14 protein-coding genes are annotated in these 16,921 nt (G+C 50.3%); 8 read left to right on the top strand and 6 right to left on the bottom strand.

The window, feature by feature from the left end:
- The first annotated feature begins 51 nt into the window (after positions 1-51).
- The 7 genes from PSR63_RS07415 (at position 52) to PSR63_RS07380 (ending at position 6,691) form a co-directional block, all read left to right on the top strand.
- The gene (locus PSR63_RS07415; protein ID WP_274332056.1) at positions 52-1,980 is read left to right on the top strand and encodes a recombinase family protein; all 1,929 of its coding nucleotides are present in this window, start codon (positions 52-54) and stop codon (positions 1,978-1,980) included.
- 480 nt (positions 1,981-2,460) lie between these two features.
- Complete coding sequence (locus tag PSR63_RS07410) at positions 2,461-3,030, top strand: hypothetical protein (RefSeq protein ID WP_274332054.1); 570 nt, start codon at positions 2,461-2,463, stop codon at positions 3,028-3,030.
- An 11-nt stretch (positions 3,031-3,041) separates the two neighbouring features.
- Positions 3,042-3,410, top strand: coding sequence for a DUF1257 domain-containing protein (locus PSR63_RS07405; RefSeq protein WP_274332052.1), 369 nt, complete (start codon positions 3,042-3,044; stop codon positions 3,408-3,410).
- Positions 3,407-3,598: a DUF2997 domain-containing protein gene (locus tag PSR63_RS07400; protein WP_274332050.1), complete on the top strand. Its 192-nt coding sequence runs from the start codon at positions 3,407-3,409 to the stop codon at positions 3,596-3,598. The genes PSR63_RS07405 and PSR63_RS07400 overlap by 4 nt, the downstream gene beginning before the upstream one ends.
- Positions 3,599-3,629: 31 nt before the next feature.
- Entirely contained in the window at positions 3,630-5,108 is a 1,479-nt protein-coding gene (locus PSR63_RS07395) for an AAA family ATPase (RefSeq protein ID WP_274332048.1), read from the top strand.
- An 89-nt stretch (positions 5,109-5,197) separates the two neighbouring features.
- Complete coding sequence (locus PSR63_RS07390; protein ID WP_274332046.1) at positions 5,198-6,148, top strand: hypothetical protein; 951 nt, start codon at positions 5,198-5,200, stop codon at positions 6,146-6,148.
- A gap of 366 nt (positions 6,149-6,514) precedes the next feature.
- Positions 6,515-6,691, top strand: coding sequence for a hypothetical protein (locus PSR63_RS07380; protein ID WP_274332044.1), 177 nt, complete (start codon positions 6,515-6,517; stop codon positions 6,689-6,691).
- A gap of 525 nt (positions 6,692-7,216) precedes the next feature.
- Here PSR63_RS07380 and PSR63_RS07375 read toward each other — a convergent pair.
- The gene (locus tag PSR63_RS07375; RefSeq protein WP_274332043.1) at positions 7,217-9,544 is read right to left on the bottom strand and encodes an alpha-galactosidase; all 2,328 of its coding nucleotides are present in this window, start codon (positions 9,542-9,544) and stop codon (positions 7,217-7,219) included.
- A gap of 288 nt (positions 9,545-9,832) precedes the next feature.
- Positions 9,833-10,546, bottom strand: a complete 714-nt coding sequence (locus tag PSR63_RS07370) for an AraC family transcriptional regulator (protein ID WP_274332041.1) — start codon at positions 10,544-10,546, stop codon at positions 9,833-9,835.
- Positions 10,547-10,922: 376 nt separating this feature from the next.
- Here PSR63_RS07370 and PSR63_RS07365 point away from each other — a divergent pair, with 376 nt between their 5' ends.
- Positions 10,923-11,126 carry a hypothetical protein gene (locus PSR63_RS07365; RefSeq protein WP_274332039.1) on the top strand — a complete coding sequence of 68 codons (204 nt, stop codon included), beginning with the start codon at positions 10,923-10,925 and terminating at the stop codon, positions 11,124-11,126.
- Positions 11,127-11,492: 366 nt separating this feature from the next.
- On the opposite strand, the gene PSR63_RS07360 is transcribed toward PSR63_RS07365, so the two are convergent.
- The 4 genes from PSR63_RS07360 to PSR63_RS07345 form a co-directional block, all read right to left on the bottom strand.
- Positions 11,493-11,945 (bottom strand): hypothetical protein, encoded by a 453-nt coding sequence (locus tag PSR63_RS07360; protein WP_274332037.1) that lies wholly within the window; start codon positions 11,943-11,945, stop codon positions 11,493-11,495.
- Positions 11,946-11,993: 48 nt separating this feature from the next.
- On the bottom strand, positions 11,994-13,001 hold the full coding sequence (locus PSR63_RS07355; protein ID WP_274332035.1) for a DUF1559 domain-containing protein: 1,008 nt from the start codon (positions 12,999-13,001) through the stop codon (positions 11,994-11,996).
- A gap of 86 nt (positions 13,002-13,087) precedes the next feature.
- Positions 13,088-14,449: a DUF1552 domain-containing protein gene (locus PSR63_RS07350; RefSeq protein WP_274332033.1), complete on the bottom strand. Its 1,362-nt coding sequence runs from the start codon at positions 14,447-14,449 to the stop codon at positions 13,088-13,090.
- Positions 14,421-16,859, bottom strand: a complete 2,439-nt coding sequence (locus PSR63_RS07345) for a DUF1592 domain-containing protein (RefSeq protein ID WP_274332031.1) — start codon at positions 16,857-16,859, stop codon at positions 14,421-14,423. The genes PSR63_RS07350 and PSR63_RS07345 overlap by 29 nt, the downstream gene beginning before the upstream one ends.
- Between the last annotated feature and the right edge of the window lie 62 nt (positions 16,860-16,921).

The following is a 16,921-nucleotide window of genomic DNA, read 5'->3' as shown; positions in this document are numbered from 1 at the left end:
CGCTCTCGACGGAGGGGCCTTTTAGGCCAACGGTCGCTAGGAGTGTCGTTTATGTTGACTTCGAATGCTGGACTGCCACCAAAGAATGGGGTGGTCTATCAGGTTCTCATCGTGGCACGTATCAGTACGGAGCACCAAGATCCACGTAGCCTGAGCGATCAGGAAACGCTTTGCCGTCAGTGGGCCGACAGCAATGTTAGCGGACAAACCAATGTCCGCGTCATTGAAAGTCAGGGAAGTGGAGAACTACTTGATCGTCAGGAATTGCGAGACCTCGAGACCGCGATTGAATCGAACAAGTATGATTTTCTGATTGTGGAAGACGTTGGGCGAATTTGTCGGCGTCATCGCGTCCATGACTTTTTGGAAATGGCCATCGACAACGATACGCGAGTTATCGCGATCAACGACCATATTGATACGCTCGTTGACGACTGGAAACTGAAGATCAGCTTTGCCTCCATGCATCACGAAATTTCGAATGCAGATACCGGCAAGCGAATTCGGCGAACTCTTCGGAGCCGGCACATGCAGGGCTTGGTCGTCCAGTGTTTGCCGTATGGATATATCAAACCGCATCCTGGGGCCTCTGATCAAGAAGTCACTAAAGATCCTGCGGCCGAGCCAATTATCGAGGAGATTTTCTCTCGGCTCGAGAACGGAGTGAGCTATTCTGAAGTCGTTGATTGGTTGAATGCTGAGAAGATTCCAACCGGGAAGTATGTCAGCTCGAATCGCTGGACTGTTTCAACGCTTAGAAACCTGGTTTATAACCCGCTGTTGAAGGGCGTTCGTGTTCGAAATCGCGTGAAGTCAAAACGTATCAACAAGACTGGACGACGCAAATCGATCAAGGCAGCTCCGGATGAGCTGCTTGAGCGTTATTGCCCTCATTTGGCATTCGTCGAAACTCATCGATACGACGCTCTGATTCGGTTCCTTGATAAAAAGAACGCGGCTTATCGGCGAAAGAAGGTGGACGGCCGCGACCCAAGGGCGATGGTTCCCAAAAAGCGAACTCGCTTTCCTGGTCAACAAGTGTTTTGTGCCGTTTGTGGGCACCCGATGCGATGGGGCGGTCATGGTCAAGTTGATCGCTTGGTCTGTAAAGGCGCTAAGGAATATAAATGTTGGCAAGGTGCAACCTTCGACGGAAATTTGGCTTCCGAGAAGATCCTTGCCGCCGTGTTTCAAGCCATCGAAGCGCTACCGGGCTTCACCGAAAACCTTCAAAGCCAGGTCATTGAAGAGTCACGGGCGTTTACCGACGCACGAGACTCTGAGAAAAAGCAGATCCAAAAGCGGATCGACAAGCTTAACCGTGAGATGGGCAACCTGATTAAGTTCGTGAAGAGTGGCAACCACTCAGAGGCCTTAATGAAAGAGATCGCGGAAACCGAGAAGCAACTGGATGAGGCGAGTTTTGAGATGCAAGAACTTGACGCACATCGCAGCTTGGTGCCCAAGCTCCCATCTTCCGATAAGGTGCGTGAACTCGCTATGGATGCCATCACAAAAGGTCTCGATTGTCCTTACCGATTGAGTCGTGTGATGCGAACGCTAGTTCCGCGTATTGAGGCTCATCCGGTGCGACTCTGCGATGGTGGAGCGATCGTTGTTCGAGCAACGTTTGAGCTTAATCTTTGTCCATTGTTTCCTGGGTTGAATGAGTTTTCGTTGGCTCGAGAGGTCATGACTCAAACGCTGGAGGTGGATCTCTTTGAGCCAGTCCAGCGTGAGTTGTGCCGTGAACAGGTTGTCGAACTTCGTAGTAAGGGCATGTATCAAAGGGATATCGCCGCCCAACTGGATATCACGCAGCCTGTGGTCCAAAATGCTTTGACACTGCAGGATACGATGGACACCTTGGGCCTGAAGGATCCATACGTTCCTGTGACGGAAGCACCAACTGATTTGGGGCGTATGCGACGGCACTTGCATCCTCGCTTCAAATTTCAACCCTATGATACTGGCAGCTAGATCTAGCTGTCATCAGTCGCCCTAACACGCTCTGACTACCCTCTGCCCATGTCCTTATTGGTCATGGGCTTTTTTATGCGCCGACCACAATCAGGGAATTCAATCATGCCTCCAAAAACGGATTCTGATGCTGACAAGTCCTTCGTTGAGCAAGTTGCACGAGCTCAGCATGAGTTCACTAGCATCCTCGCGCGATGCGTTGCGAAACGACTTCTGCAGGAGACCAAAACAGACGCCAGTAACCAACCAAGAGCTAAAAAAACGTCCAAACCGTGTCATAAGAACTGAGGAGGATTTAGCCCTCGGTTTTCTAGTCGATCCCATTTACCAGGAGAAAAGGAGTTTTATTCATGTCCAGTTTGGTCATTGCTTTGACATCGATCACGCTACTTTTCGCGATCGTAGCGCTCATTCGAGAGAGACGGCTCGTTATCGCGCTTCGTCAAATTCTTCGCCGTCTTGTGGAGCGTTTGAAGAACGATGAAACACACCATCGTCACTAGGCTACTGCCTTTGCTCGTTCTATCGCTGTTCTGCGGGTGCGATGAAGACGAGTATCGAAAACTGGCCGAAATGGCCGAGCGGCATAACCTGAGTCAGGAGGAGCAACGTCGGCTGATGGTCGAGCTTCAAAAGGAAGTTGCGAACGGCTCGAATGATCTGGTGACCGCAGATGCCCATGCTCGCGAAGCATGGGTCGCACTTCATCGGGAAGTCCAACAAGAACGAACTGAGATTGGACAACAACGCGATCGCTTGGAGGAGGATCGGAAAGCGTTGGCAACTCAGCGACAGCATGATTCACTCATCGCCGCGACCATGCTGACGTGCAGCAGTGTCGTGGTTTGCACGTTGCCGCTTGTCTTGTGTTTGTACTTACTGAGTCGACCTCAAAGCACTGGTGATGATACCGAAATCGCCGAAGTGTTTCTCAATGATGTCGTCGCGAGCCAACCACTGTTGCTGCCAAGACAAGGTCCCTCGTCTTGTAATCAGATCCAGAAACTCGATTCACCTAATGCCAATTCGCCAACAGAAACGGCAGATTAAGGAGCAAGAATATGTCACATGTTGTCCAGGTTAAAACCCGAGTCAAAGACGTTGCCGCATTGGGACTTGCCACCCAGCGTCTGCAATTGCCAGAACCAACCTATGGCACTGCTAAGTTCTTTGATGGTTCTGCTACAGGATGGCGAGTATCACTTCCCGGCTGGCGTTACGACGCCGTTTTCGATGTCGAAAGCGGAAAAGTTGATTTTGACGACTACGGAGGCCGCTGGGGTGAGCGAGCGGAACTGAACCGGTTGATCCAGGCGTATGGCGTCGAAAAAGCGAAGCTGGAAGCTCGAAAAAAAGGCTACTCAACTTCGGAACGCCAGTTACAAGATGGAAGCATCCGACTGTCCATTCAGGTAGGAGGTACAGCGTGAGAACAATAGAAATCACATTCTCTTCTGAAGGTGATTCCAAGATCGAAACACTTGGATTCGTGGGACGCACATGTCGAGAAGCAAGCGCTTTTCTGGAAGAAGCCATCGGAGAGCGTACCGAAACTCTCGTCAAGCCAGAGTTTTACTCTCAAGCGACAACGTCTCGCCAACAGCAACAATCGAACTGATCGATTACTGTCACATAGGAGCAAACAGGTCATGTCGCTTACGGAACAATTGTCGGAGCACATCGAGGCGTGTTTCGCAGGTATCTGGGTTCAAAGTCACGAACCAGATGAGGTCCTGATGGAAATGGGCCAGCTTTGTCGACAGCAAGATTGGAAGTTGTCGACATGGAATATCAACCAAGGGATTAGTGCGGCAGAGGGAAATACCAGTATTTCTGCTACGGATCCACTTAGTGCGATTCAGGCGATCCCATCACTGGCCGTACCGGGAGGGACGTCCATCGTTGTCTTGTCGAACTTTCATTTCTTCGTTCGTGGAGCGGAAGTTGTTCAGGCTCTTTCAGATCAAATGTCACTCGGGAAGCGAAATCGTACGTTCGTCGTGATCCTTTCCCCGGTTTGTGAGATTCCAGTCGAGCTGGAGAAGATGTTCGTCCAGATCGAGCACTCGCTGCCTCAACGTGATCAACTGGCTGAAATTGCTCGCGAGGTTGCTACCGAGGAAGGAGAACTGCCCGAGGGGGAAGCATTCGAAGAAATCTTGGATGCCGCGGCCGGTCTGACGCGGTATCAAGCTGAAGCCGCCTTTAGCCTGTCAATTGTGCAGGAAGGAAGGCTAACACCTGAGATTCTCTGGACGCAAAAAGCTCAGGAACTAAAGAAGTCGGCGGGCCTTACGCTGTATCGAGGTAAGGAAGACTTCAGTTCGCTTGAAGGTCTCGACGCACTGAAACGTTTTACCAAGAGAATCTTGGAGCAGGCGGATCGAGGGGACCCACTACGCCAGCCACGGGGAGTCTTGCTCTTATCGCCGCCTGGAGCGGGAAAGAGCCAGTTTTGCCGATGCCTCGGTCGGGAAACGAATCGCCCAACATTAGTCTTAGATGTAGGTAGTTTATTCGGCAGTCTCGTTGGGGAAACCGAACGAAGAATTCGTCAGGCTTTGCAGGTGATCGATAGCACAGGGCCATGCATTGTTATGCTTGATGAAATTGAAAAAAATCTTGCCGGAGCAGGGGGGAGTGGCCAGAGCGACTCGGGCGTAGCGGCAAGGGCTTTCGGGACATTTCTGACCTGGATGAATGATCGCTCATCCAACAGTTTCGTGGTTTGCACAAGCAATTCGATCGAACGGTTGCCACCGGAGTTTGCAAGATCAGAACGGTTCGATGCAGTGTTCTTTGTCGATTTACCGAGTCGAGAGGAGAAAGATCGTATTTGGCAACTTTACAAGGAGTTGTTTCAAATCGATGGTGAACAAACCTTGCCAGATGACCAAGATTGGACCGGTGCCGAAATCAAATCGGCTTGTCGTCTGGCCTGCCTATTGCGAGTATCGCTCGCGGAAGCTGCTCAATACGTCGTCCCCGTGGCAAAAACGTCAGCTGAGTCAATTCGGAAATTGAGAGAGTTTGCCAGCGGTCGCTGTCTGAGTGCCAGCAAGGACGGTATTTACCGCTTTGAGACATCCGCTCAGCGAAGGGGGCCAGCAAACCCACAACTGAATTAGAAATTCTTTGGACCCAACTTATTTATTGCAGAGCCTCCTCATCATTTTCGATGGGGAGGCTCTTAACTTTTTATGGCAGGAGTTCATTCATGAGTACAAGCACGATTGAAAGTCACACGGCCACCTTACCTCATCAGAGAGCGTCTCAACGCCTACGCACAAAAATGGTGCCGATGCGGTTGTCCTATTCCTGGTTCGGCACCCGCAAGTCGCTAAGCCGTGAGCAGAAGAGTCAGGCGGCCAGCGCTTTTGGAGCCGAAGGGAAATTTCTGAGCGCTGGAAAAAAGCTGATCGACACCAATGATCCATCATTCCGCGCCGTTACTTCGATTCGTGGTCAAGCGACAACCTATTTCCATGGGATATCGCTTGCATATCCAGAAGCCGGTGTTCGCTTGGTCCGTGAAGACGATGTGGCACGGGTTAACACTCGCTTGGCCGCGTATCGACAGGATCTGTCTGAAGCGGTGCATCAACTCGAGATGCAGTACGAAACTTTGAGAGACGCGGCCCGGGAACGACTCGGCAGTCTCTTCGATGAAAAAGACTATCCGCATCACTTGGCTGGCCTTTTTCAGATGACGTGGGATCATCCCAACATTGAGCCCCCCAACTATCTGCGACAGCTAGACCCGGAGCTGTACGAACAGGAATGCCTCCGCGTGCAGGCACGGTTTGAAGAAGCAGTTCAGCTAGCTGAAGCCGGCTTCATGCAAGAACTCTCAGATCTAGTGGCCCATCTGTCGGAACGTCTGCGCGGTGAGTCTGATGGGCGGCCAAAAATCTTCCGTGATAGTGCGGTAACCAACCTTAACGAGTTCTTCGAGCGATTTCGGCGTCTCAATATCCAATCTAATGGAGAACTGGATGAGCTTGTGGACCGAGCCAAACAAGTCGTCCAAGGCGTTGAGCCCCAGGCGCTCCGCGATCATGCGGATGTCCGGCGTCAAATCTCAGATCAGTTGGCCGAAGTAAATTCATCGCTTGATCAGCTTCTTATCGATCGACCGCGGCGGAATATCTTGCGGCGACCAAAGTAAGGATTTCTACCATGGAATTGTTGATCGAAGTGTCGGGTGGTATCCGCTGCGTCTACGGAGAACGGATTTCGCTCGCTTCCTTAGGAGACGTCACGATTGAACGAGGTTCTCATGTAGAACCCACAACGGAGGGAAATTGGATGGCGGATCTCACGCCAGTAGACGGTCCCATTCTAGGCCCGTTTTTCGAAAGATCGCAAGCAATTGACGCGGAGGCCTGTTGGCTTAAACGGAATTGGCTGACTGCGAATCGAAGAGAATAGTCGGCTTCTACTTCGCTAGGAACGCGAGGTGATTGTGTCTAAATTCACGATCGCCTCGTAGTGGGGCGATCGATTTAACCTTGTGCTGAAAGGGCAATAATCGATGTACCCGAATGAATTTGATCAAGCTGTGGCTGAGGCAACGGGCGAAAGTCTGTCTGAGATTCGCCATCGGGGATTTACCTTGGCGGATCCTGCGGATGCTAATTTTGATCCAGAACCTGATGTCCGCGAACCACTTTTCATTGATTGGGATGAGATGGACGCAGTAGGACTGTAATAGCGGTTCTGGTTTTCCTCGAAGCCTAGCCCCACAAGGGGCTGGGCGACTTTTTCTTAGCTATCAGCCATTGGTGCGGAAGAGTACATAGAGTATTTGACATTAAGACTAGTTTTACCCGCGCATTCAGGTCATTGGTTAAGCGCGAAGTAACTGTTAGCTGTCGTATCGTGAATCAAAATGATCAACGCAATGGAACAAGTCGTAATGAGCCAAGCTCGGCTCGTTTTGTGCACCTAGCGCTGACCTGCCCCCTTCAACCGCGTCCACTCGGTAAAATAGCGATAGATGAGTGTTTACGACGGGAAGTCCCGGGCAACATCCGTATCTGGCATTCGCTCTTAGTGAGGTATGAGAGTGCATTGGGCACTTGGCGAGTCGAAGTCGAACGTGCCACCCAGCTAGTTTGGCGGCGGGTAGCAATCGTAGCACAAAAAAACGACGATACTTCCTGAAAGTGAAATATCGTCGCCCGAAGAATCATTGGCAAAGAGGCATCGCCAGATGACTCTTCTATGGTCTAAGCTATTTCGTGAATTTAACGGTCCATTTCAATTCGCTAGTTGATGGAGACGAAATTGTAACTCGAACTAGCCGATCATCCTGGGAGGCATTGACCACCGTTGCTTCACCGTTGCCTGCTTCAGCCGCGTATAGGTCGAGACCCTCAGGGCAGACAATACGTAGCTCGTACGGGTCCCCTCCCACAACAATACTCTCCCCTGTCAACTCAAAAGTGTCGGCATTCCAGGACTGCCTTTGTAGATCCATTAATCCCTGAGTAATGTGGCGAGAAGTCGAGATGACTTGCGGATATTCCTTCGACTTGCGTAACGCCAATACTTGGCAGTGAGTCGGTAGAAGTTCTGACTTAACCTTGCGTCTCACGGTTCCCAAATACTTGTTGGCCCAATAGTCGTAGACTTCGTAGTTGCCCGAAGAATCAAGGCCTATGTTCTCGAGCGTTTCCTCGAGAACGACTTTGTCTCTTTGGTTCCAATTGAAGGCTCCAACGATAGTGAGTTCATCGTTTCGGACAACCCACCAGGCAGGTGTATCGCGTTCAAGTACGTCGACCGGACGGACAAACAGCTCGTGTGAAGGGAGGGTTCGCTTTATCACGTCCAAACGCTCTGCAGGCAGTTCGGCATACTGCATGCTCGTCGTATTCATCATGCCACTTACAGCGAGAAACGATGCCATGCATTGAACGTGAGACAATGGTGCAGACTCGCGCACGTAGAATGGGTCCGGGTCATTGTACCAAACGCGACGATGAAGAAACCAATAGTTGCCAGCAAATTTGGGAGCTTTAAGAACGGAACCCCAGCTTCCGTTTGCCGCTCCGCCGTTGTCTGGGCCGACTCTCATCGCATCAAGTTTCCCAAATGCTGGAGCGAAGCACACCATGTTCTGTACGGCACAACATCCTAGCAAAAATGTATCGGGTGCCTCTTCTCTTACGATACTTAGCCCACGGCGATATGCCTCGATAAAGGTCAGTTCTGGGTTGTGCAGTTGGGCGTCTGGTACAAATGTCTCTCCTTTGAATTCGCGGGTTTGGTAAATATTGCGACTTGGTGTGCCGCTATGTAAACCATCTAGTTTAAAGTAGCGATATCCCCAGTTGTGAAGTCGGCGAAACCTTTGTCGGAGAAACTCCTCACCCGAAGGATGGGTGATGTCGATACATGAGCCCGACCACGTGTCACCGGCGATAGGCTTGCCGGTTTCCTTGCTACGGACGAAGAGTTCTTCAGTAAAGTTTGGATTTCCGTAGGTCCCGGAGAAGGGCGTAAACCAAATCCCTGGCGTAAATCCTTGTTCTGACAATTCGCTCGCAATGGCTTCCATCCCTTTTGGAAAGTGGTCAGAACGTGCCAACTTGAAGAGCTTAAATGGGCCGTGGCGAACTCCTTTGGGTGCTCCGTGTGGAATCTCAACTGAGTGATCGGTCTGCCATTGGTCATCGATCTGCATTACCCCAAGTCCGAATGGCTTAAGCTGATCTTTGGCATAACGAGCATTTTGAGCAAGCATCTCGTGTGTGGAGCTACCACTGCCATGGATGGTCTTGTGGTACCAGGTGCAATAAACATTGGGCTGCGGCGGAAGCTGAATATCATAGTTGCGTGCTATTGCCGAGGCGTAATCTTCCAAGCCTTTACGGGCGTCTTCAAAATATCCCAAGACAAGTGTGTCAGCTTTGCGAGTCTTGCCAGGGCCAACGGAGATATGCCCAAAATCCAGAGTTGCATTTAGCTCAACTCCTGTCGATACATCTTGGGCATGAAGAAGTCCTACACCGTGGTCTTGAGTAAGCCATCCAGTGATAAAGCCATTGCGACTTTCGGGTTCAACGACGGCGCAGTAGGCATAGCTGTGCGCTTCTTTAGCAGCACTTCTCAGTCCGTGTGTTCCCAGCGTATTGAGTACCTCGACATTCTCATTCAAATCAAGGTGAATTCGGAGAGTGTGTAACTGGTCAATGGTGGTGACAGTCTCGTCTGCATTGGAAATATTGGTTTCCACAAAGACGAAAGGGCACTCATCGAACAGAGTCACAACTGATAGTTGGTTTCCATGACGTATCTTCCAGTGCTTGCCGCTTCCCCAGGCCTCGTTAGTTGTAATATTGACTTCTGCGTCATGCAGGCGACCAGGTAGCTTGATAGCAGCAGAACACAAACGGTCATCGTTCTTGGGTTTGAATATGAGAGTGTCTTCGCTTCTCTTCAAGGTGGCAAACTCATTCTCAATGGTGTCTTCGGAGTAAGCAACTCGTTCAATGCCCAGCGTAAAGTATTGCACGCAGCAGATGAATATACCTAATCGTACAAGTAACAGCATCATGGAAGCCTTCAAAGAGAAATTCAAAGTAACGGCAAAGAGTTAAGTGTCACAATATGAATAGAATGATGAGAAGTCTATCAACGAGAGAGTGAACTATTGATTCCGATCAGTATGGCTAAATCCAGTGTTAGCATGTAATCAGATTAACGCTATGGGTAGTGCTTAACTCGCACAGAGCAATGAACCTGTTAGCACAATCGCACCAAAGAGTTGGTCAAGATGAAGCGGGGCGATCGTCTTCGAGGCTTTGCCGGCCGTGAAAGCCAAGTTGTAAACGTAGATTTGTTCTCAATGCCGTCCATGATGTTCACGAAATTCCGTCGGTGTCATACCAAACACTTGACGGAACTGGCGAGTGAAGTAGTTTTGGTCGTTGAACCCACAGCACAGAGCTATCTCCCCAACCGAACGAGTTCGAGAGTTCAGCATTGTACATGCATGGTGCAGGCGAAGGCGTGTCAGGAATTTGACAGGTGTTATTCGGAAGAGCAATTTGAATTCGCGGCGAAACGTCGTCAATGCCATTCCACAGCATTTGGCAAGAGAACTGACCTGAATTGGCTCTGTCTGATGCTTCTCGATATATTCAATAGCAGGCAGCAGAAGATCGAAGTCTTCTAATCTCTTATCGGCTTTGTCGAGTTTTCGACAGACACCGATGATCCCAATCACATTGCCGTTGTGATCTTTCGCCGCAATTTTGGACGTGCAAAACCAAGCAAGTACTCCAGTTTTGGTGATATTGAGCTCGACACGTTCCCAGATTGCTCTGCCTGTGTTGAGCACATCCCGATCATCTGCAGAGAATGTCGACGCGAGTGTTGGAGGAAAGAAATCATAGTTTCCTCTCCCATAAATCTCTGACGGATCACCATAGCGAAATAGTCCATGGCGATGCTCGGAATTGCAGTAAATTAGCCGACCATTTTGATCTTTAATAAAGAAGCTGACCCCAGGCAAGACATCAAATAGTTTACGAGCGTTAGCATTGAAAGAGATCATATCGAGACACTCTCGGAGACAAGAGTCAGAGATCATTTCGTTCCCGCCTTTGAAGCAAATGTGCTAACGCAGCTCGCTTTCGATGCGAGCCGTGTTACTGGAGATTAAGCTTTGTTGCAGTTTCGACAATATTTATGCTGTGTCAGAAAACGGTAATTTGACTTTCATTTCGTGAATCCCAATCGTTGAAAGGCACTTCTTCTTTTCAGCGCACGGAGGTCTCTCATGGCACTCCATCGTCTTTCCGATGATCAATGGGAATTAATTGCTGGCATCTTTCCGCCCCTGCTCGCACTGGCCGATCTCGCGAGTTAATCAACGGATGATCGTCGATGGCATTCTGTGGATCATCATGACCGTGGCTCCCTAGCGCGACTTGCCGGAGGAGTTTTGCAAGTGGGGCACGCTCTACGACTTGTTCACGGCCTGGAATCAAGACAGTACGCTCGACGAAAACCTTGATCTACTGCGGGCCGCCCACGTGGATACTGGTGCGATTGACGACCAATTGTGGTACGGCGATGGAATGAAGGTACGAGCCCCCATGTGTGCCGCCGGAGCCATGAAAGGGGGCAGATGACATGACTAGTTTTAAAGGCTTAGACCGTAGTCGTGGCGGTTTTAGCACCAAAGTACACTTGCTAGGCGACTCTCTCGGGCGTCCGCTACATGCGGTTCTTTCGCCATGCCAAGCCCGCGAGTACAGTTGCTTGCACGAGCTTCTGGAAACATACGAAGTGCGGGCGATGAATCGGATTGAATCATCAAGCCTATTTTTCTGGCTGGCGACAAAAGGTACCGAGCCGAGCGGATCGAAGAGTACCTGGTCGAGACCGGCATCTTGCCGATCATTCCGAGCAAATGAATCGAAGACGGAGACGCCCGGTTCATTGCGTTCGATGAAGAAATGTACCAACGACGCGACATGTTCGAACTCTTGATCGGCCTACTCCGACTCCAAATCAAAGTCGTACGTATTGCTACCAGGCCCGATTTGGATGGTCTCGATCTGGCGATAGTATTCGTTCGGTAGGTCTTCCAGCGGCGACTTCGGCGGTGGACCGATCGGGCGACCATTTAGGCCGAGTTTCGGCATTGGCAGATCAATCGAACTGGGGATTAGCTTGACGAGATGCTCGCCTGGCATGATTCCTTTTCGATTTGCGGTAAAGGCCGCTTCGTACTTGCCGCTGGCATCGGTCGAAGCAAACGAAGGCGATGCGCCTTCGCCAGTAGGCGAGAATTGAAGCGATACGCCTTGGGGAGCCGGCTTGCCATCGATGGTTACCGTTCCGGTTAATGTGGAAAGACCACCGTTGCTGCACCCAACGCCACTGAAAACGACGATCGCGGTTATGGTGAATCCCTCGAACAAATGGAAAAATCGTAAGATGTTCATGATGTGATATCTCTTACAATCAGAAAAGTGTGTGTGGAAATGGCAACGCTATTGCTGCCCCAGGGTTTGGCCGTCGTCACGCATGCCCAGTTTTTGATAGATACCGACGCTCGACTTGTCGAGCTGATCGTAAGACGTTCCCCAATAGGCCGCACTTCCATTCAGCTCGTAGCCTTCACGAGAATCGATTGTTTCTGGAATGAAGTGGACGCTTCCGTCGGCATACAGGAAGTTGGCACCACCAGGATGCTGACTTGCGAATGCCAAGTAATATCGCCCAGAATTAATCGGGTGATTCAACTTCAATCCGACCGTTCGGCCCACAACTTTCGGAGCTGACCAGGCTTCTTCACTATTGGTTGATCCAACACCCACCCAGTAGCCAGCTTGGTGAGGATAGTCGCGTTCGCCAACCGCAAATGTATTACTGGTACCGTCGATGATGTCGGCCATGCGAATGCCTCGCTGTGGATTTCCAAAACCATGGACATCTGGCACACTGTTTCCACCGTACCAGTTTGCGTAGTAGTACCCCATGACACTGACGTAATTGCTGATAGCTGGCTTTTTATCGTCAGGGCCGTTTGAGTGTAGGAAGTCGGCCGTAGTATTGATGACGTCGGGCGCGGGATCGCTAGGGCAAATAAAGCCTTCGATCGGAGTTCGCATTGCTGCTACCTGGTCCACTGGCCAACTGGAAGAATCTCCACCAGACATGGCTTGTTCAAACTCTCGGGTCGAGATACCCAAGGTATCGTGCAAATTCTGTTGTTCCAAGAAAGCAAGAAGCCGAGCACCCCAGCCCCACGCCTTCTTCCAGCTACCGGAGTTGGCATGATCGTTGAACCCGTAGCAAGCAGGAAACTCGCCGAAGGTGTCGTGGAAGTTATGTAATGCTAGGCCAAGCTGTTTTTCATTATTGGTGCACTGCATTCGGCGAGCCGCTTCGCGTGCTTGCTGTACGGCAGGCAGTAGCAATGCGATCAGCACACCAATGATCGCGATCACAACTAACAGTTCGACGAGGGTAAAACCTGAATCCTTCAGTCGTCTCATGGCTAACTCCAGTTTGTAAATGAGGAGAAAAATATGAACAAATTAAACTTGGATGTTCTGTGGCAGTCTATCTTCCATCTTGGAATCTAGACTGGTTCGAGCCCTTGCATGGTGCCGGTGCTTGAACCAAAAGAATCAATCTCGAGGCCCGTTCGTTGAGCAATCGACAAGAACAGATTGGCTAGCGGATAGTTGTTTTGTTTGATGTGCTGCCCGTGCTTGAAACCACCGCCGGCTAATAGTACAGGTAGGTCGCGGACGCTGTGCGACGCGGCGTTGCCGAGGTTGCTAAGTAGAAGCGTGGACGTCGAATCGAGTAAGGGACCATGACTGCCCTGCGTCTTTTTCAATGAAGATACAAACTGAGTGAAGGTACGAATAATTTCTGTTTCGATAAGAGCCAATTGCTTCAGGTTCTCTGCATTTTTTCCATGATGCGTCAAATTGTGGTACCTCTCACTTATCCCTGGGAAATCTGGGACTCCTTTTCCAAATCCAATACTCAAGACCGCAAAACGCGTTGAGTCGGTTTCTAGGGCTAGACGCATCAGGTCGCACATAGTGCGGAACTGTTCAAGTTCTCCAGGAGTTTTACTTGGTGCGGCCATGGTGACTTTGGGTTTCGATGCATCTACCCACGTTTCCATGTTATGGATACGTTTTTCCAATTCTCGGACGCTGTAGAAATAGGCTTCCAGTTGATTACGATCGCCAGCTCCTAGTTTGCGAGCCAAGGATTTGGCATCTTCAGAGACGCGATCCAGCACACTTTTCTGATGCTGGAGTTGTTGCAACTTGCGACTACGTTCGGCTGGTGTATCGTCTACGAATAGTTCGTGGAAAATCTTGGAGGCTGAGGATTCAGCAGGAACCATGGCGCCGTTTGACGTAACCGAGGAACTCTGCGTCCCATTGCATGACAAGACTAGCGATTGAAGCCTGGTCGCACTTCCAAGTTGCGACGCTAGTAGCTGGTCGATAGAAATCGTTTTGCGCGTCACACCATTGACTTGGAAAGGCGCTGCAGAAAGCAAACTGGCTTCCGAGAAATGGCCGCCGAATACGCCGGGATGATAACAGCCTGATATAACCGTGAATTCATCGCGGATTTCTCTCATCTCCTGCAGGTACCGCGAGGGGGTATAGTTGACCCCTTCGCCCTCTGGGAAAAAGTTGCCAGGGAGAAAACTATAAGGCTGAGAGAAGGCAACAAAACGCCTTGGCACATTTGTCGACTGACTTGCACCAAACGTGTTCTCCATCGCACTAAGCCACGGCAGGGCCATGGCCACTCCAGCCCCACGCAAGAGCGTGCGGCGATCGAGTTTTCGACGAAAGTTGAAGTAGACTTTGCGAGGTGGCATGGTTTCGCCTTTTTCAAATGGAGCAATGGCAGGAATAGGCAAGGGAAAGATTGGGCTATTTATGGAGAAATAGAGGGCTTGCAATGACAAGCTCGAGTATGGAATAGATTCCGTAATCGACTGATTTCGAACGCTCGACGAGGTCGTCGATCACAGGGCGATCAGCAAACTCAATCGGGTTTCCTGTTCCGTATACAAGCAGTTTTTCGATGAGATTACGTGCCAGCATTTCTGGCTCTTCTGCAAGTATCCGTTTGAAGTCGTTTATGTCCTTAAATCTCTTTCCGCCTGGGAGGTAATAAGCGGTTTGAACGAGCTGTCCTTGTTTTTTCCGAGATCCACGACCGATCTTGTAGTGGGTACGAAACCCGCCAGCCGCATCGAAGCTTTCCAATACGAATCCTGGTGGATCAATCTTACTATGACACGCCGCGCAGGCGCTGTCTGAGCGATGCTTAATTAGTTGCTCACGAATGGTTGTTGCACCACGGGTATCGGGTTCAATCGCGGGAACAGCCGCCGATGGGGGTGGTATATGAACGCCCATTAGTCGTTCAGAAATCCAGACTCCACGTATAACAGGTGAGGTTGTTTTACCGTCACTCGTTACCTTCAAGATGGCTCCCTGAGTCAATAGGCCACCTCGAGGAGAGTTAGGAGGCAGCTCTACGGGTCTAATTTCATCGCCGCTTACATTTTCGATGTTGTAGTATTTTGCCAAGCGGCTATTCACCATGGCGAATTCGGAATCTACCAAGTTCGTAACGCTCAGGTTATCGCGAAACAACTTCACAAGAAAGGATTCTGTCTCTGAGAGCAAAGACTGTTCGACAATCGGATCATAGGTAGGAAAGTCTGCGAGGTCAGGCGTGGTAAAATTGAACTGATCCAGATCAAGCCATTCGGCAGCAAAATTATTGACGAAACCGTTCAGACCGTCTTCCTCGAGAAGACGCTGGATCTGCATCCTCAGTACGTTGATATCTCGCAGTTGGCCGGATTCCGCCAAGCGAAGCAGGGTTTCGTCAGGAGTACTATTGGTCAGGAAGTAGCTTAGTCGTGTTGCTAATTCATAGTCATCGAGCTGACCGGGAGTTTCCACGAAGTACAAGAATCGTGGTGAACTCAATATGGCCAAGTAGCCGCGACGCAGTGCTGTCACTAAGTCTTCACCTTTTTCAAAGGATGCATCGACCTCAGCTACGAATGGTGCTATTTCTTCATCGGTAAGTGGCCTCCGATGAGCATGGCGGGCGAATTCTGAAATCAACCGATGCGCGTCCCTTTCGGGCGAAGTACTGATGACCCGAAAAGGTCTATCACTGCCTCTGGTAATACGAATTGGCAGATCGCCGAATAGATTCTTGCGAACTTGCTTGTCATCACGGATGTAAACTTTACGCATAGTTATCGATTCAATCGAGACACCTGCGAGGCCAAGCTTACCAACTTGATCCGGATAGATTAGCTTTTTAGCGCCAGTTATGCGCTCTTGTCGAATGCTTCGATCACATGGGCGAATTACCAGCTTGTGCCCTTCAGGGATCCAAGCTGTAAATCGGACCGTCTTGCTCTTTGGCTCGGCTTCTACAAGTGCATAATTGCGATAGGTTTGATCGATGCCTCCCGCACTACTTCGAATCGCCGTCCATACTCCACCGGACTCCGGCGGATTGATTGTTGAAACGCGTACCGTACATTCGTACCAGCCGGCGGATGAAACACGGGTCGCAGGGATCACTCCATAAAGGCGCATATTTAGCGGGGCCGACCAAGCAACGGCTTTTCCTTCCCACATGGTTGGTTCATTAAACGTTCCACCTCTAGCACCGATCTCCTCAGGCCCAAGAAGAATTCCGATCTTCTCTTCCGAGGTTAATGCCCGTCGAAAGGCTTCGTCTAAGGCAATATTCAATGTTTTCAAATGAGCACTCAAATGAAAATCTGACATCTCCTGTCCATCGACGACCGTTGAAAACCCTTTCGACTCCCCGTCCACTAGCAAGTAGGGAACTAGCGGAATATCTATGCCCAACAAGTCATGCAGGGAGCTTTCGACTTGCTTGCGGTTCAAGCGACGTCCACGAACACGCCCATATTTGTAATAAATGTTTGCTTGGAAAGAGGAGATTCCCGAATTCACCATTTCTAAGAACGACTCCCTAGCGGCGGCATTGGGTTGGTCGAAATCTCTTGGTGGCATATCACCAGACTCCACCCGGTCGTGGATCTTCGTCCATAGTTCGAACACTTCAGGACGTCCCAGATCGAGAGATAGGACTTCCAGGTCAAGGCCTCCTTCGGTAGATGAGCCGGAGTGGCAGTCGAAGCAGTTCGCTTCAAAAAACCGTTTAATAGGGGAGGTTTCGCTGTTTTGACCAAACGCAGGCGTCTGACCGTATGTCAGGAGTAAAGCCACGCATATTGCGAGCGAGGCGCCGTATGGAATCGCGTGATATTGATGTCGGTCAATCGTGTTTTCGGAAATTGCCATGTCTGAGGAATCGGAAACTGCCATGTCTGAGGAAAGAGTCATGCGGGTTAAAAAATGCCGAT

The sequence above is a fragment of the Bremerella sp. P1 genome (assembly GCF_028748185.1).
Taxonomy (GTDB): domain Bacteria; phylum Planctomycetota; class Planctomycetia; order Pirellulales; family Pirellulaceae; genus Bremerella.
This window is presented reverse-complemented; position numbering and strand designations above follow the sequence as displayed.